Raw genomic sequence first — 15,328 nt, forward strand, 5'->3', positions numbered from 1 at the left:
GTTTTCCCGCCAGCGCACGCCGCCGCGAACAGTCATTCGCCTAAGCAAAACAACATGATGGCGGATTTTACAATGCATCGTTGCCGACAGCATGATATGCTGGCGGCCTCTTGCTTAACCTGTGAAGTCGATGAACACTAGCCTTACCCCGGAGCCGGCGGCCACTGAAGCAGCCAACCAACCGGCCGCCCCAGCGCAAACCGCCCGCGCATTGCTGAAGCAACTGCAGCAACAATTCCCACCATTCCGCGATTGCCTGCCGCTGTCGATTGGTATCGACAAGCAGATCCTGGCGCAACTGCCCGGTATCGAAAAAAAGTTGATGCGCGCGGCACTGGGCATCCACACTGGCTCGCAGCGCTACCTGCGCGTGATGGAAAAAGCCACGGTGCGTTATGACCTCGACGGCAAGGCCGGCGCCGAAGTCACGGACGAGCACCGCAAGCACGCCAAGGAAGTATTGAAAGAGCGCCTGAAGAAGGAAGCGGACCGCAAGAAAGCCGAGCGCGAAGCCGCGGCCGAAGCGGAAGCCGCCCAGCAGCGCCAGGAAAAACTGAACCTGCTGGCTGCCAAGTTCTCGAAAAAAGGCTGATGAACGACGCCGCCGACTTGCCGGCCGAATCCGGGACGGAGCTTGATGCTCCACCGGATTTACCGCCCTATATCGGCATTGCACTGGCCGACGTGCGGCTGGTGCGCGCAGCCGCCGAGCTGGAAGAAGCGCAGGCGGCATTGCTGGCGGCGGACGTGATCGGCTTCGACACCGAGTCCAAACCCACCTTCCTCAAAGGGCAAACGTCGGACGGGCCGCACCTGGTGCAGCTGTCGACGGATGCCGTCTGCTACCTGTTCCAGATCGGGATGCAACCCTTGCCGGCCCTGCCCTTGCTGAAGGAAGTGCTGGAGTCCGAGCGCATTTTGAAAGTCGGTTTCGGCCTGTCCGACGACGTGCGGCGGCTGCGCGCCAAGCTCGGCATCGAGCCGCAGCGGGTGGCCGACCTGTCGGTCGCCCTGCGGGGCGGGCAGCGCAATGACCTCGGCGCGAAGAGCGCCGTGGCGCGCTTCTTTGGCCAGAAACTGCAAAAATCCAAAAAGATTTCCACCACCAACTGGGCCGCGCCCCGGCTGTCGGAACGGCAGATCCTGTATGCGGCCGACGACGCGCAAGTCGCGCTGCGCATTTACCGCCACTGGATCGCGGCCGGCAACGCGCTGCCGCCACAGCGGCCGGCCAAACCGAAGCGCAAGCCACGCCCGGTCACCGCCTGACAGGCCACGCCGCCTTTTCAGTCACGTCATGCACTCCGTAGGGCGGTTTCCGCAACGCGGAAGCCGCCATGCCCGCGCCGCCGCCAGCGCCAGCGACAGCGGTCACGCACGCATGGCGGCTTGATGAATCCAAGCCGCCCTACGGATTTCGCGCCGCCAGCCTGCCCAGCACCGCCATCGCTTCTTCCTGCGCCGTATTCCACGGGTGCCCGTAATTCAACCGCAAACAGTTGCGGTACTCGCGCCGCGCGGAAAACATCGGTCCCGGCGCAATGCTGATGCCCTGCTCCAGCGCCGCGCGCTGCAGCGCCAGCGTATCGGCGCCGGCCGGCAACTCCACCCACAGGAAGTAGCCGCCCTCCGGCCGCGTGGCGCGCGTCCCGGCCGGAAAATGCCGCGCCACCGCCATCAGCATGGCGTCGCGCTGCGCCTCCAGCGCGACGCGCAATTGCCGCAGGTGGCGATCATAGCCCCCTTGCGCCAGGTAACCGGCCAGCGCCAGCTGGGACGGCATGGCGCAGGCCAGGCTGGTCGACAGTTTTAGCCGCTCCACCGCCCGCGCATGACGCCCCGGCGCCGCCCAGCCGATGCGGAAACCCGGCGCCAGGCACTTGGAAAACGAACCGCAATGCAGGACCAGCCCGTGTTCGTCATAGCGCTTGGCCAGCGCCGGACGGCGCGCGCCAAAATACAGTTCGCCATACACATCGTCTTCGATCAGCGGCACGGCGTGCCGCGCCAGCAACGCCACCAGTTCCTGCTTCTTTTCCGGCGACATCAGGCTGCCCAGCGGATTCTGGAAACTCGTCATCAGCCAGCACGCGGCGGGCCGATGCCGCTCCAGCGCCGCCGCCAGCGCGGCCAGGTCCATGCCGTCGCGCGGATCGGTCGCCACTTCCACCGCATGCAGACCCAACCGCTCGAGCGCCTGCAGCGCCGCATAAAAAGCCGGCGACTCCACCAGCACCGTGTCGCCGGGCCGCGTCACCGCCTGCAGGCACAGGTTCAGCGCTTCCATCGCGCCATTGGTGATGACGATCTCGTCCGGCGGCACCGGGGCGCCATCGAGCTGGTAGCGCAGCGCGATCTGGCGCCGCAATGCATCGTTGCCGGGCGCCAGGTCCGCCACCGTGCTCCACGGGTCGAGCCGGCGCATGGCGGACGCGGTTTCGCGCGCCAGCCGGCCCAACGGAAACAGCAGCGGACTGGGAAAGGCGGAGCCAAACGGCACGGCGGACCGGTTGCGCGCCGCTTCCAGCACGTCGAACACCAGCGCGCTGACATCGACCACCGCGGGCTCCACCGCCGGCCGGGACGCCTGCGGTTCGGGCGGCTCACCTTCCGGCAGGCGCAAACGCGTGACGTAATAGCCGGAACGGGGCCGGGATTCAATCACGCCGCGCGCTTCGAGCAGGTAATAGGCCTGGAACACGGTGGCGGGGCTGACGCCGCGGCGCGCCTGTTGCTGGCGTACCGACGGCAGGCGGTCGCCGGGACGCAAGGCCTGCTGTGCCACCAGGTCTTCGATTTCCTGCGCCAGCGCTTCGTAGAGCTTCAATCTGATCCCCTGTTTTGTTGCGTTTCTGCGCCTGTCCAAGCGTGCCGCACAGGCGTATTCTTGTCGATCAATAAAGCTATCATTTTAAAGAACAGGCCCCTTATGTGGAAACCGAGGAAACCGGTCCTGGCCGCGTGCCTGGCAGTTTGCACCCTCCTGCCGGCGCATGCCGCCCCCGCCAGACCAACGGCGCTCAAGGAACTCCCCGACAGCATGGCACAGCGCATGGCCGCGTGCACCGCCTGCCATACCGCCGGCGCCAACGTCAAAGCCGATGCCCGGGCGGCGGCGCGCGGCGATGTGTATTTCCCCCGCATTGCCGGCAAGCCGGCCGGCTACCTGTATAACCAGTTACGCAATTTCCGCGAAGGCCGCCGCCAGTACGCCATGATGACCTACATGACGGAACAGTTGTCCGATGCGTATTTAATGGAAATCGCGGAATACTTCGCGTCCCAGCATCCGCCCTACCCGCCGCCCGGCAAAACCAGCGCCAGCGGCGCCATGCTGGAACGGGGCCGCGTGCTGGCCCTGCAGGGCGACCCGCAAAAAAAAGTGCCGGCCTGCGTGGCCTGCCATGGCGACAACCTGGCCGGTGTGGCGCCGGCCATCCCGGGCCTGGTCGGCCTGCCGCGCGACTATATCAATGCGCAGTTCGGCGCATGGCGCGACAAGGGCCGCCGCGCCCACGCGCCCGATTGCATGGCCGATATCGCGGGCCGGCTGTCGATTGACGACATCGCCGCGGTGTCCGGCTGGCTGGCGCAACAGCCGGCCGATGCCTCCATCCTGCCCGCCGCGTCGATTGCGCGGCCACTGCCGATTGCCTGCGGCAGCGCGCCGGATAATCCGCCGCCCGGCCCGGCCGCCCTGCCCGGCGCTAATACCCCCGCCGCCGGCGCCAGCAACGCACCGACCCATGCCGCCAGTTCAGCACCCGCCGCGCAGCGGGCCGCCGCACCGCGCTCCGGAGGCCAGCCATGAAGCGCCGCCTCATCATCGCCCTCGCCGTCTGCGTCATGCTGCTGGCCGGCCTGTGGCTGGCGGCGCCCGGCGACGATCCGCTGCCGCCGCCCGGCAACGCCACCGCCGCGCTGACGCCGCAACAGCGGATTGACCGTGGCGCCTACCTGGCCCGGGCCGGCGATTGCCAGGCGTGCCACACCACGCGTGGCGGCCAACCCTATGCCGGAGGCCGGGCGTTGCCAACCCCGTTCGGCGACGTGGCCGCCCCGAACATCACGTCGGACAAGGAAACCGGCATCGGCGCCTGGACCGCCGATGAGTTCTGGCGCGCGCTGCACAACGGCAAATCGCGCGATGGCCGACTGCTGTACCCGGCCTTCCCGTACACGAACTACACCAATGTGTCGCGCGACGACGCCGATGCGCTGTATGCGTATTTCCAGACCGTGCCGGCCATCCGGCAAGCCAGCCCGCCGCACCAGGTGCGCTTCCCGTACAACCTGCAAGCGAGCCTGTGGGTGTGGCGTTCCCTCTACTTCCGGCCCGCCGCCTACCGCGAAGACACCGGCCAGACTGCGCAATGGAACCGTGGCGCTTACCTGGTGCAGGGACTGGGCCACTGCAATGCCTGCCACAGCACCCGCAACGCGCTGGGCGCGTCGAGCGACCGCATGTCCGGCGGCCTGATTTCCATGCTGGGCTGGTATGCGCCCTCGCTGACCTCCGATGGCGAAGCGGGACTGGGCGACTGGGATACGGGGCACCTGGCGCAATTGCTGAAAACCGGCGTGTCGCCGCGCGCCACGGTGTTCGGACCGATGGCTGAAGTGGTGCGTGAAAGTTTGCAGCATCTGTCGGACGACGATGTGCAGGCCATGGCGGTCTACCTGAAAACCCTGCCGCATACCGGCGGCAAGGCCGTGCCGTATGAGCGCTCAGCGTCGCAGGAGGCCCGGGCATTCCTGGCCCTGGGCGCGGACGTCTACGTCAAACATTGCGTGACATGCCACGGCTTTACCGGCAAGGGATTACCGCCCGCCTATCCGCCACTGAACGGCAACCGCGCCTTGCTGATGGATGAAGCGGCCAATCCGATCCGCCTTGTGCTCAATGGCGGCTTTGCCCCGGCCACGGCCGGCAATCCGCGCCCCTACGGCATGCCGCCGTTTGCCCATACGCTGTCCGATACCGAAGTGGCGGCCGTGGTGTCGTATATCCGCTCGGAATGGGGCAATAACGCGCCGCCGGTCAACGGCAGCGACGTCGACCGCTACCGCCGGGTACCGCTGGATTAGATGCGTCAGGTGCGCGCCGCCAGCCCCACCCGGTCGGTGGTGGCATGGCGCGCATCGTCGAGCGCGATCTTTTTCTCGGCCAGCAGCACTTTCAGCGCCGCGTTCATGGTGTGGCAACCCTCGCGCTGCTGCGCTTCCATCCATGGGCGGATGCCAGCGATATTGCCCGCTTCGACCATGTGCGCCACGTCCGGATGGACGGTCAGGCATTCCGTCGCCAGGTGGTAGCGGTCGCCATCGATGGATGGCAGCAGCGCCTGGCACAACATGCCCCGCAGCGCGTGCGCCAGCGCCTGCTGCTGCGGCTCGGAATTGCCGAGCAAACGTATCATTTTTTGCAAGCCCAGCTCGGTCGAGCGGGCGTGCAACGTCGCCAGCACCAGCGGACCGGATTCGGCCAGCGCCAGCGCTTCCTGCGCGGTTTGCGCATCACGGATTTCACCGATGACGATGACGTCGGGGCGTTCGCGCAGGGCGTCCAGCGCGCCCAGGTAAAAACTCTCGACGTCGCCATCAAAACCGACTTCCCGCTGCGTGATGACGCACATGCGCTGCGGGATCAGGGTTTCCACCGGGTCTTCAATGGTGATGATGTGGCCCGAGCGGTGTTTGTTGATTTCATCGAGCATCGAGGCAATCGTGGTGGACTTGCCCTGGCAGGTGTCGCCGATGATCAGCACCAGGCCGCTGGTGAGTTGCGCGAATTTCTGTTCATGGGGCCGCAAACCCAGGTTGGCCAGCGGCAGCGGTTCCTTCGGGAAGCGGCGGATCACGCAACCGAGCCGTTTTTTCCCCTGGAACGTGAAACAGTTGGCGCGGATGCGGGCCGTATGCAAATCGATCGAGCGGTCGAAGGCGCGGTCCTGGATGCGCTCCTGCCAGTTCGGCTCCACCACTTCAAAGAATTCTTCCAGTTCTTCGCGGGTAATGGGCGAATCCGTCACCGCCACCAGCCCTTTCGGCTGGCGCAGCAGCAAGGGGCTGTTCTGGTGGATCAGGATGTCGCTGAAGGTCAGGCGGGAATTGAGCAAGTGCAGGATTTGCTCGACCAGGGTGCCGAATACCGGGTGGTCTTCGTTTTCCTCATAGGTCAGCGTACGGATCTGCGACGACTGGTGGTATTCCATGACTCAATTTCCCCCGGTAAATTAATAGTTCCACAAGGATTATACGGGGGCCTTCGGGAACTCAAAACCGGTTTTCAAGTCCATGTAGACACGGACGCCACGCCTATTGACAATTGACTTCGGCGGTGGCGCAATCCCGGCCAGTTCCCGCGCAAACACCGGCAAGCCTTCGCCCTTGCGCAGCAATTCATCGGCGCGCTGGAACACATTCGGGCAACCGGTGCCAGCAATCAGCGCCTGGACGATGGGTACTTTCCATGCTTCGGCCGCGCCCGACTGGAATCCGCACAGCAGGTAGCCCTGCGGGCCGCCGTAATACTCGACAAACAGGCCGGGCAAGCCATCTTCTTCGCCGTTCACGAGCTGCATCAGCTGTTCAGGCCCCAGCGCCGCCATGACTTGCGCCCGCTTGGCGATCGCCGCCTGCACCCGGCGCTTGATCATTGCGTGGTCCACCGGCTCATCTTCGCGCAGGGTCCAGACCCGGGCGCAGATTTGCACCGCCTTGGCGTTATAGGCGGCGCGCGCCAGGAAACGGCGCGACGAGGTTTGCACGATGGCGGTCGCGCCTGGCTTGTTTTTTTCTTGTGGACGGCCATCGACACGCTCGACGGACGCGGGATAAATCCACGGATCGCCGGCCAAAATCGACTGTTCCTTGCCCTGCTTGATTGTTATTACCAACATATGACTTCCCTCAATACAATGCCGCATGATACCTCATGCTTCCATCGGCTCCGGATGCATTCTGTTCCGCCCACACCGCAGTCTGTCGCATGCCAGGTGCCTGCACAATGTTGCTGCCCTACCATGAGCCTCATCAAACAACATCAAGTCTTTCGAGGAGAATCAACATGGCAGCATTCAACCACATCGCCCGTACCGTCCTGCTGGCCGCCAGCGCCCTGGCCATCATCGTCCCCGCCACCAGCGTCGGCGCGGGTCCTTTGAGCTGGCTGCGCGGCGGCGAAACCGTACAAGGCAATGGCAAGATCGTCAAGCAAACGCGCGACACCGGCCACTTCACCGGCCTGGCGCTGTCCTTGCCGGGCGACGTGGAAGTCCGTACCGGGAATACCGAAAACATCACGATTGAAACCGATGAAAACGTGCAGGGCGCGATTGAAGCGGTGGTGGAACATGGCGTGCTGCACCTGCGCCCGGTCAAGCGCGATGTGCGGATCGATACGCGCAACCTGAAGGTGACCGTCAACGCGAAAATGCTGGAAAAAATCGCGGTCGGCGGTTCCGGCTCGATCGATGCGGATACCTTGAAAGCGCCGAAACTCACCTTTGACGTGGGCGGTTCCGGCTCCATCAATGTGCGCAACATGGAAAGCGATGCGGTGGCGGTGTCGCTGGGCGGTTCCGGCAGCCTGAAAGCCGCCGGCGCCACCGGGCGCCTGCAAGTATCGATCGGCGGTTCCGGCAAGGTCAACACCGACAAGCTGGCGGCGCGCGATGTCTCCGTCAGCATCGGCGGTTCCGGCCAGGCCACCGTCTGGGCCAAGCAGTCGCTGAACCTGTCGGTGGCCGGTTCCGGCGATATCGGCTACTACGGCGACCCGCAAGTGAGCAAGAGCATCATGGGGTCCGGTTCGGTCAAGCGCCTGGGCGGGTCGCCGAACTAAACCGGTGGCAGGCGCCGCCCTACAGGTCGAACTTCAGTTCGGCCACCACCGTGCGCTGGGTGTACGGATGAAACGCCCAGTACTTGCGGTTATTGAGGTTATCGATCCCCAATGATCCGCTCCACTGCCGGTTGAACCGGTAGCGCACCCGCGCATCGAGCACCAGGTAATCCGACACGCCCATGTAAGTCGCCCCGTTCGGATCATTGTTCAACAGCGATCCATACTGGCGGCCGCTATAGCGCAAGCCCAGGGTCGACGTCCAGTGTTCTCCCGTGTGATACGACGCCAGCAAGGTGGCGCGCCAGTCCGGTACGCGCGGCTGGCGTTTGCCGACGCTGGCCGGCAGCGCGGGGTTACGGGTGATGATGGAGTCGGCATAGGTTGCACTGCCCGTCAGCGACAAGCCGGGCAGCCACACGCCATCTTGCTGGTACGACAATTCCAGTCCGTTGGTGCGGATGCCTGCAATGTTTTGCACGGTATTGACCGTGGGCGCGGCCGGCAGCGGCTGCGAATACAACGCGTCGCGCGTGGTTTCGTGGAAAGCCGTCAGACGCAGGCTGCCCTGCTCCAGCTGGCGTTCCGCCGTCCATTCACTGGTCCATGACCGCTCGGCGCGCAAGGTGGGATCGGTATTGACGATCTCATTGTTGACGATGGAGCCCTGGAACAATTCCGCCGCGGTCGGGTTGCGCACGGCGCGCCCGACCGACGCTTTCAGCGACCACTCATCGCTGGCGCGGTACGACACGGCCAGCTTGGGCGACCAGGACGCTTCGTCGCGGTCCTGGAACCGCTTCAGCACATCCGCGCTGTTGGCGATGCCGCCGCCAAATGCCTGCCACTGTTCGCGGCGCAGGCCGAACGTGGCTTTTACCCTGTCGGAAACGCGCCACGTATCCTGTCCATACCAGCTGGTCAGCCGCGTATCGCCGACAAAGCGCGACACCGGGCTGCCGGCCGCGTCGCCATGGATCCAGTCCGCGCTGCTGGTGACCCGGGTGCGCAGGTACGCACTGTCGCGCTGCGCGCCGAATTCCACCGTGTGCGCCACGCCCTGCGGACGCCAGATGCCGCGCAACGCCAGCGTATGCCAGCCACTCCCCGCCATGTCGGTCAGGTTGCCCTGCCCGTTCGTGGCGGGATCGGGCACCGCCACGGTTGGCGTGCGCACCTGGTCGCGCGCATAGTCATAGCGGCTGGCCGCCACTTCCCAGTCGAACACGCCCTTGCTGTTTTGCTTGAGCGACAGGCCGTGCATCACGTGTTCCAGCGCGCCGCGCGACGGTGCGAAGTCGGAGGCCAGCAAACTGTAGCTGCGGCCATCGACATTGACCACGCCGCCAAACACCGGGTTGCCGGCGTTATTGCGCAGGTAAGAGGTGGACCTGCGTACCGCGTCATTGCGCCACCAGCCCAATGTATAGCTGGCGCGCAGCGCCGGGGCCAGGTCATACGCCAGCTTGACCTTGGCATGGTCTTGCACCGTATGCACCTGGCTGGTGGCGCCCAGGATCAGCCAGTCCGCGTTGACCGGATTTTTGTCGGCAATCGCGCCGGTGACGGGAATGCCGGCCTTGCCGGGCGTGCCATTGGCCACCAGCTTGTTGGCAAACGCGATCGGCTGGCCGTTGCTGTCGAGCCGCGACACATCGATCCACCACGACCACGCGCCGGCGCGGTTGCCGAGCGAGGCGCTGGCCTGGCCGCCATCGTGGCGGCTGTCGGAACCATATTGTTGAAAGCCCTGGGTGTAGCCGGACAGTTTGACGTGCGCTTCCAGCCGGTCCGGCATGCGGGTCTGAAAGTCCACCACGGCGCCCACCGAGTTGCCTGGGTACGCGGCGGAAAACGGCCCATACAACACGTCGACGCGTTCGATTTCTTCCGGCGACACCTGGCCCCAGCGCGGCGTATACGTGGCGCCATTGCCCAGCAGGTTGGACAGCAAGATGCCGTCCGCATACACCAGCGAGCGGGCGCTGTTGCCAGTGCCGGAAGCCCGGCTGGCCAGCACCGCGTGGTCATAGTCGCCGATATAGCGCTTGCGCACGTTCAGGCTCGGCAGATACTTCAGCGCATCTTCACTATCGCTGGCATTGATGCGGTCTTCGACTTGCGCCCCCGTGATGCCTTCCATGGTGGCGGGGATTTGCGCGGGCAAGGAGGTGGGACGGCCCGCAGTGATGTGGACCACGTGATCGGCGCGGGCAGCACTAAGCATGGACGCAGCAGCGCCCATCGCCGCCAGCATCACTGCCAGCGGCTTGCATTTCAAATTGTTCATGTCAAATCAGTGTGCGTGGGCGGGCCCGGTGGCGGGAACGATGGTCAGGACAGGGGCCGGCGCAAGTAATTTGGCGCCGGCATCGCCGGGAAGTTCATCCCAGGCCATGCTGCCTTTGACACATTGTTGAACCACTTTGAAGTACACCTTGCCCGCTTCCACGGGCAATTTCGCCTGCACGATGAATTCATCGAAATGCTCGTCGGCCAGCGGACCGCCGGTCCACGTGACTTCCCGCACGGCGGTGGTGACCGCCTTGCCATGCGATTCCTGCGGCACCGACAGCTTGCCTTTGACGGTACTGATTTTCCAGCCGGCTTTGGGCATCGGCTTGGCGCCGGTGACCGACTCCGGCAGCATCACAGTGATGGATTTGGTGGGGCTGCCATCGCAGCCGTGGCCGACGCGGAATGCCAGCTTGTGATAGGTGTCGGCCTGGCCGGTCGGCTGGTCCAGGGTGACGTGGGCAAAAGCGAACGGGGACAGCGCCATGCCGATGGCAGCGGCGGCGAAGGTTTTTTTGAAGTTGTTCACAATGAGCCTCACTTGGACGGGGAATAGTTCAACGGCTTGACCAGCGCTTTGACTTCAACGGTTTCCAGCTTCTTGTCCTTCTTTTGCACCACCAGGGTCAACGGTATCGTATCGCCTTCCTTCATTTGCTGCTTCAGGCCCATCAGCATCACATGGTAGCCGCCCGACGCCAGCGCCACCGGCTTTCCGGCGGGCAGGTCGATGCCTTCGACCTCGCCCATTTTCATCACGCCATTGTCCATCGACATCTGGTGGAGTTCCACCATGCCGGCCACCGGCGAGCGCACTTCCACCAGGCGCGCATCCTGCGCGGACTGCAACAGCATGAAGGCGCCGGACGCCTTGGCGGCGGGCACCGTGGCGCGCACCCAGGGATCCTTGACGGTGACTTGCGCGTGGGCGCTGCAGGCCAGCAGCGTTGCGACGGAGAGAATGGCGGTTTTATTCAACAACTTCATGTTTCTACCTCTGAATCGGATTACGGTATGCGCGGCATCGCGGCGATGACGCGCGGCAGTAAGGGTGAATCAGATCGGCGCGGGGGGCCCGCGTGGTTGCGCCGTGGCCCATACAGGCAGTGGCTGCGGCGCGCGATAGAACAGGAACGGTACGGATTGCATGCCCGGCAAGGGCAGGCTGGAAAGAGTTGCGGGAGGCAAGCCGAATGAGCCGGCGTGCGTCTGGCAATAGGCGCAATCCTCGCCCATGGCTTTGACCTCGCCAGGCGCTTTGTCGCTGTCGCTGGCGGACGTGATCAGGCCGGACACGGTGACTCGGGAACCGTCCGCGCGGCAAATTTCCCAGGTGGCCGGCACGCCCTTGCTGAAGGCAATGGCGTGCGACACGGATGGCGCAAGCGCATTCAGCAAGATCGCAAAACATGCGATCCAGAGCCATAGCATCCTGGTAGCCGGTGTCCTTTTCATCACGGGCGATTATAACCCGAGACATCCGTGGTTACGCGCTATAGCTGCCATATGAAACCGTAGGGTGGTAAGCCGCAAGGCTTGCCACCATTCCAGCGCGTTGGCACCGGCACGCGCAGTCACGGCGCTGGCATGGCGGCTTCCGCCTTGCGGAAACCACCCCACGTTAGCGGGAGCCGGTGGCCGCAGCTGCTTTGGCCGCCTCCCTTGCCGCGCGCAAGCGGCTGGCCGGCGACGGATGCGCAAAGCCGCCCGAGTTAGGGGCGCTGGACGCCTGCACCAGTTTGCGGAAGTAAGCCGCCAGCACGTGCGGCGGCCACCCTGCCCTGGCCGCCAGCTTCAAGCCCTCGCGGTCCGCTTCCAGTTCCTGCTGTTTACCCAGCGGCGCCAGCTTCGCCATCAGCGCGCTGTCATGGTCGACCGCATATTCCAGTTCCGCGAACGGGCGCGCCTGCCATGCCGGCTCCAGCTTCAGCGCTTCCTGGTATTCGAGCAGGTTATGCCGCAGCACGGCATGGGCGATCTCATGGGCCAGCACCATGGCCAGTTCGCCGTCCGACAATTGCAATGCCGTGGCATGGGCGCTGCTGACCAGCAGCCTGCCGCCGGCGAACGCGTAGGCGTGTTCTTCGGGATCGGTGGTGGTGTGCACTTCCCACGGCCAGGCGGCCGCTTCGGGAAAATCGCGCGCGGCCTGCGCCAACAACGGTTGCGCGATGCGCTGCACACGCGCGTGGAAGGCCGCATCGTTGTCGAGCAATTGCGCGGAGCGCAGGTCCGCGATGCGCTCGTTGTACAGCACGGCCGCGCCGGCCATCACTTGCTGCTGGTCCGGGCCCGGCGAAGGCTGCGCTGCGCGCCCTGCCGCCGGCATGACTGCCAGGGCCGGCAACAATGCCGCCAGCAAAATTGCGCGCAGCGGCGCGCGAACGGCTGCGCCGCCCCTGCCCCAGACATGCCGCACAACAGTGCATCGGGAGCAGCGCGGCGTCGCCATGGCGCTTACGCCTTCAGCGTTTCACGCTCAACCAGCACGGTTTCCGTGCCGTCGGTCAGCCAGATCTGGCTATCCTGGATCGTGCATTGCAGCTGCATCGAGCGCTGGGCCATCTTTTCCAGCGCGGCCGACGCTTCGGCCGGGATATTGATCACGCTGACGTTTTTCGCGCGGTCGATCTTGTTGGCCAGTTGCTTCCACCAGACGTGCGAGGTGGCGGCGTACGAATACACCATCACCTGTTCCGAGCGGCCGGCCGCTTTCAGGATGCGCTTGTCGTCCGGCTGTCCGATTTCAATCCACAGCTGGATCGCGCCGGTCAAATCCTTTTGCCACAGGTCCGGCTCTTCGGTATCGGACAGGCCCTTGGCATTGACCAGCGCTTCATCGGCGTGGATGGCGAAGGCCAGCACGCGGATCATCAGGCGCTCGTCGGTTTCGGACGGGTGGCGCGCCAGGGTCAGTTGATGGGTGTTGTAGTAATTGCGGTCCATGTCGGCAATCGACAGTTCCGCCTTATAGATTGTGGATTTCAGTGCCATTAATGATATGAGGGCGCCCGGCCCGAAGGACCGGCACCCATGTTGTCTAAGATGCGGTTTACTTGAAGACGACGGTTTTGCCGCCGTTTTGCAGGATACGGTGTTCGACGAACCATTTGACGGCACGCGCCAACACCACACATTCCACGTCGCGTCCGATGGCGGACAGGGTCTCTGCATCCATCGAATGGTCGACGCGTTCCACGTCCTGTTCGATGATCGGACCTTCATCAAGGTCGCTGGTCACGAAGTGGGCCGTGGCGCCGATCAGTTTCACGCCACGCTGGTGCGCCTGGGCATACGGCTTGGCGCCCTTGAAGCTCGGCAGGAACGAGTGGTGGATATTGATCGCCTTGCCTTTCAGGCGCGCGCACAGGCGCGGCGACAGGATCTGCATGTAGCGCGCCAGCACCACCAGGTCGATATCGTGCGATTCCACCAGTTCGATGATGCGCGCTTCCTGCGCCAGCTTGGCCTCCTCCGATGCACCGGCCGCCAGCGGCAGGTAGTGGAACGGGATATTGTAGCTGGCCGCCAGCTGGTAAAAGTCCATGTGGTTCGACACGATGGCGGGGATTTCCATCGGCAGCAGGCCGCTCTTGTAGCGGAACAGCAAATCGTTCAGGCAGTGGCCGATCTTCGACACCATCAGCAGCACGCGCGGCTTGGCGCGCGCGTCGCGCAATTCCCAGTCCAGCTTCATGTCGTCGGCCAGCAGCGCGAATGCCGCGCGCAGGCGCTCATCGGTCACGCCGGCGTCTTCCTGCGCGAAGTGCACACGCATGAAGAACAAATGGGATTCGCTGTCGCCAAACTGGGCGGAGTCAATGATGTTGCAGCCGTGCTCGGCCAGGAAGCCCGAGACACGATGCACGATGCCGCGGTGATCCAGGCAAGACAGGGTCAGGATGTATTCAGGGTGCGTCATGAACGAAATAAAAATCGGTTTAGCAACGGATTGAACAAGCATTAACCTGCTATTGTCGCATGTCTTGACGCAACAACAGGTATTTTGAAAAATAGCACGATCGTTCATTTTAAGTTATAGTAGGAAAACACCCCACATTCCAATAACTACGGAGGCAAAATGACCACATCCCTGGAAAACCTGCACAACGTTCAATTCCGCCTGGCATCCCGCCCGGTCGGCCTGCCAACCGAGAGCAACTGGCAGCGCGTGTCGGAGCCGGTGCGCGAACTGGCTGACGGCGAAGTGCTGGTCAAGACCCAGTACCTGTCGCTGGACCCGGCCATGCGCGGCTGGATGAATGACGCGAAGTCGTATATCCGCCCGGTCGCCATCGGCGAAGTCATGCGCGCGGGCGGCATCGGCGAAGTGGTGGCGTCCAAATCGCCGAAATTTGCCGTCGGCGACATCGTCACGGGCGGCCTCGGCGTGCAAACCTACTGGACCGGCGCGGCCGATGACCGCAGCGCGGCACTGGTGAAAATCGATACCCGCCTGGCGCCGGCCACCGTGTGGACCAACACGCTGGGCATGCCGGGCATGACCGCATACTTCGGTTTGCTGGAAGTGGGCCAGCCGAAAGCCGGTGAAACCGTGGTGGTGTCGGGCGCGGCCGGCGCCGTCGGCCAGACGGTTGGCCAGGTCGCCAAACAGCTGGGCTGCCGCGTGGTCGGTATCGCCGGCGGCAAGGATAAATGCGATTTCGTCGTCAACCAGCTGGGCTTTGACGCCTGCATCGATTACAAGGCGGGCGACATCCGTGCCGGGCTGAAGGAACATTGCCCGCAAGGCATCGACGTCTACTTCGATAACGTCGGCGGCGACATTCTGGACACGGTCCTGACCCGCATCAATATGAAAGCCCGTATCGTCATCTGCGGTGCGATTTCTCAATACAACAACACGACGTCGGTCAAAGGTCCCGCCAATTACCTGTCGCTGCTGGTCAACCGTGCCCGCATGGAAGGCATGGTGGTGTTTGATTATGCCGACCGCTACCACATCGCCGTCGCCCAGCTGGCAACCTGGCTCAAAGAAGGCAAGATCAAGAGCCGTGAAGATATCGTGCAAGGCATTGATCAATTCCCGCAAGCATTGACGATGCTGTTTGAAGGCAAGAACTTCGGCAAGCTGGTGCTGCAAGTCGCGTAATCCGCCGCCACCGCGCGGAACTTATCCGCGCGCTGCTCCTCCAATCGACAGGGCCGCCATTCCGGCGGTCCTTG

Annotated in this window: 16 protein-coding genes; 6 read left to right on the forward strand and 10 right to left on the reverse strand. The window is 64.1% G+C overall.

Annotated elements, in window-relative coordinates; genetic code table 11:
- The first annotated feature begins 130 nt into the window (after positions 1–130).
- Both AC1RRC_RS16550 and AC1RRC_RS16555 read left to right on the forward strand, forming a co-directional pair.
- Complete coding sequence (locus tag AC1RRC_RS16550; protein WP_493056610.1) at positions 131–592, forward strand: ProQ/FINO family protein; 462 nt, start codon at positions 131–133, stop codon at positions 590–592.
- On the forward strand, positions 592–1,269 hold the full coding sequence (locus AC1RRC_RS16555) for a 3'-5' exonuclease (protein ID WP_493056611.1): 678 nt from the start codon (positions 592–594) through the stop codon (positions 1,267–1,269). Before AC1RRC_RS16550 ends, AC1RRC_RS16555 begins: the two co-directional genes overlap by 1 nt.
- 139 nt (positions 1,270–1,408) lie before the next feature.
- On the opposite strand, the gene AC1RRC_RS16560 is transcribed toward AC1RRC_RS16555, so the two are convergent.
- A complete protein-coding gene (locus AC1RRC_RS16560; protein WP_493056612.1) occupies positions 1,409–2,827 on the reverse strand; it encodes an aminotransferase-like domain-containing protein in 1,419 nt (472 codons plus the stop codon).
- 213 nt (positions 2,828–3,040) lie between these two features.
- Here AC1RRC_RS16560 and AC1RRC_RS16565 point away from each other — a divergent pair, with 213 nt between their 5' ends.
- The gene (locus tag AC1RRC_RS16565; protein WP_493056613.1) at positions 3,041–3,811 is read left to right on the forward strand and encodes a c-type cytochrome; all 771 of its coding nucleotides are present in this window, start codon (positions 3,041–3,043) and stop codon (positions 3,809–3,811) included.
- The gene (locus AC1RRC_RS16570) at positions 3,808–5,088 is read left to right on the forward strand and encodes a c-type cytochrome (protein WP_493056614.1); all 1,281 of its coding nucleotides are present in this window, start codon (positions 3,808–3,810) and stop codon (positions 5,086–5,088) included. The genes AC1RRC_RS16565 and AC1RRC_RS16570 overlap by 4 nt, the downstream gene beginning before the upstream one ends.
- A 5-nt stretch (positions 5,089–5,093) precedes the next feature.
- On the opposite strand, the gene AC1RRC_RS16575 is transcribed toward AC1RRC_RS16570, so the two are convergent.
- Both AC1RRC_RS16575 and AC1RRC_RS16580 read right to left on the reverse strand, forming a co-directional pair.
- A complete protein-coding gene (locus AC1RRC_RS16575; protein ID WP_493056615.1) occupies positions 5,094–6,215 on the reverse strand; it encodes a type IV pilus twitching motility protein PilT in 1,122 nt (373 codons plus the stop codon).
- Positions 6,216–6,254: 39 nt separating this feature from the next.
- On the reverse strand, positions 6,255–6,902 hold the full coding sequence (locus AC1RRC_RS16580) for a class I SAM-dependent rRNA methyltransferase (RefSeq protein ID WP_493056616.1): 648 nt from the start codon (positions 6,900–6,902) through the stop codon (positions 6,255–6,257).
- Positions 6,903–7,069: 167 nt separating this feature from the next.
- Between AC1RRC_RS16580 and AC1RRC_RS16585 the strand changes: the two genes are divergently transcribed.
- Positions 7,070–7,846: a head GIN domain-containing protein gene (locus AC1RRC_RS16585; protein WP_493056617.1), complete on the forward strand. Its 777-nt coding sequence runs from the start codon at positions 7,070–7,072 to the stop codon at positions 7,844–7,846.
- Positions 7,847–7,865: 19 nt separating this feature from the next.
- Here the strand turns inward: AC1RRC_RS16585 and AC1RRC_RS16590 are convergent, their stop codons facing one another.
- The 7 genes from AC1RRC_RS16590 to purU all read right to left on the reverse strand — a co-directional run bounded on the left by AC1RRC_RS16590 (position 7,866) and on the right by purU (position 14,063).
- Complete coding sequence (locus AC1RRC_RS16590; RefSeq protein ID WP_493056618.1) at positions 7,866–10,136, reverse strand: TonB-dependent receptor; 2,271 nt, start codon at positions 10,134–10,136, stop codon at positions 7,866–7,868.
- A 6-nt stretch (positions 10,137–10,142) separates the two neighbouring features.
- A complete protein-coding gene (locus tag AC1RRC_RS16595; protein WP_493056619.1) occupies positions 10,143–10,670 on the reverse strand; it encodes a YcnI family copper-binding membrane protein in 528 nt (175 codons plus the stop codon).
- Between the two features lie 8 nt (positions 10,671–10,678).
- Entirely contained in the window at positions 10,679–11,128 is a 450-nt protein-coding gene (locus AC1RRC_RS16600) for a copper chaperone PCu(A)C (protein ID WP_493056620.1), read from the reverse strand.
- A gap of 69 nt (positions 11,129–11,197) precedes the next feature.
- Positions 11,198–11,596 (reverse strand): DUF2946 domain-containing protein, encoded by a 399-nt coding sequence (locus AC1RRC_RS16605; protein ID WP_493056621.1) that lies wholly within the window; start codon positions 11,594–11,596, stop codon positions 11,198–11,200.
- 166 nt (positions 11,597–11,762) lie between these two features.
- Positions 11,763–12,488 carry a M48 family metalloprotease gene (locus tag AC1RRC_RS16610; protein ID WP_493056622.1) on the reverse strand — a complete coding sequence of 242 codons (726 nt, stop codon included), beginning with the start codon at positions 12,486–12,488 and terminating at the stop codon, positions 11,763–11,765.
- A gap of 110 nt (positions 12,489–12,598) precedes the next feature.
- Positions 12,599–13,135 carry a YaeQ family protein gene (locus tag AC1RRC_RS16615; RefSeq protein ID WP_493056623.1) on the reverse strand — a complete coding sequence of 179 codons (537 nt, stop codon included), beginning with the start codon at positions 13,133–13,135 and terminating at the stop codon, positions 12,599–12,601.
- Positions 13,136–13,193: 58 nt separating this feature from the next.
- Positions 13,194–14,063 (reverse strand): formyltetrahydrofolate deformylase, encoded by an 870-nt coding sequence (purU, locus tag AC1RRC_RS16620; RefSeq protein WP_493056624.1) that lies wholly within the window; start codon positions 14,061–14,063, stop codon positions 13,194–13,196.
- A gap of 159 nt (positions 14,064–14,222) precedes the next feature.
- Here purU and AC1RRC_RS16625 point away from each other — a divergent pair, with 159 nt between their 5' ends.
- Entirely contained in the window at positions 14,223–15,254 is a 1,032-nt protein-coding gene (locus tag AC1RRC_RS16625; RefSeq protein WP_493056625.1) for an NADP-dependent oxidoreductase, read from the forward strand.
- The last annotated feature ends 74 nt before the right edge of the window (positions 15,255–15,328 follow it).

The organism is Pseudoduganella sp. GW821-FHT12E03 (assembly GCF_058807115.1).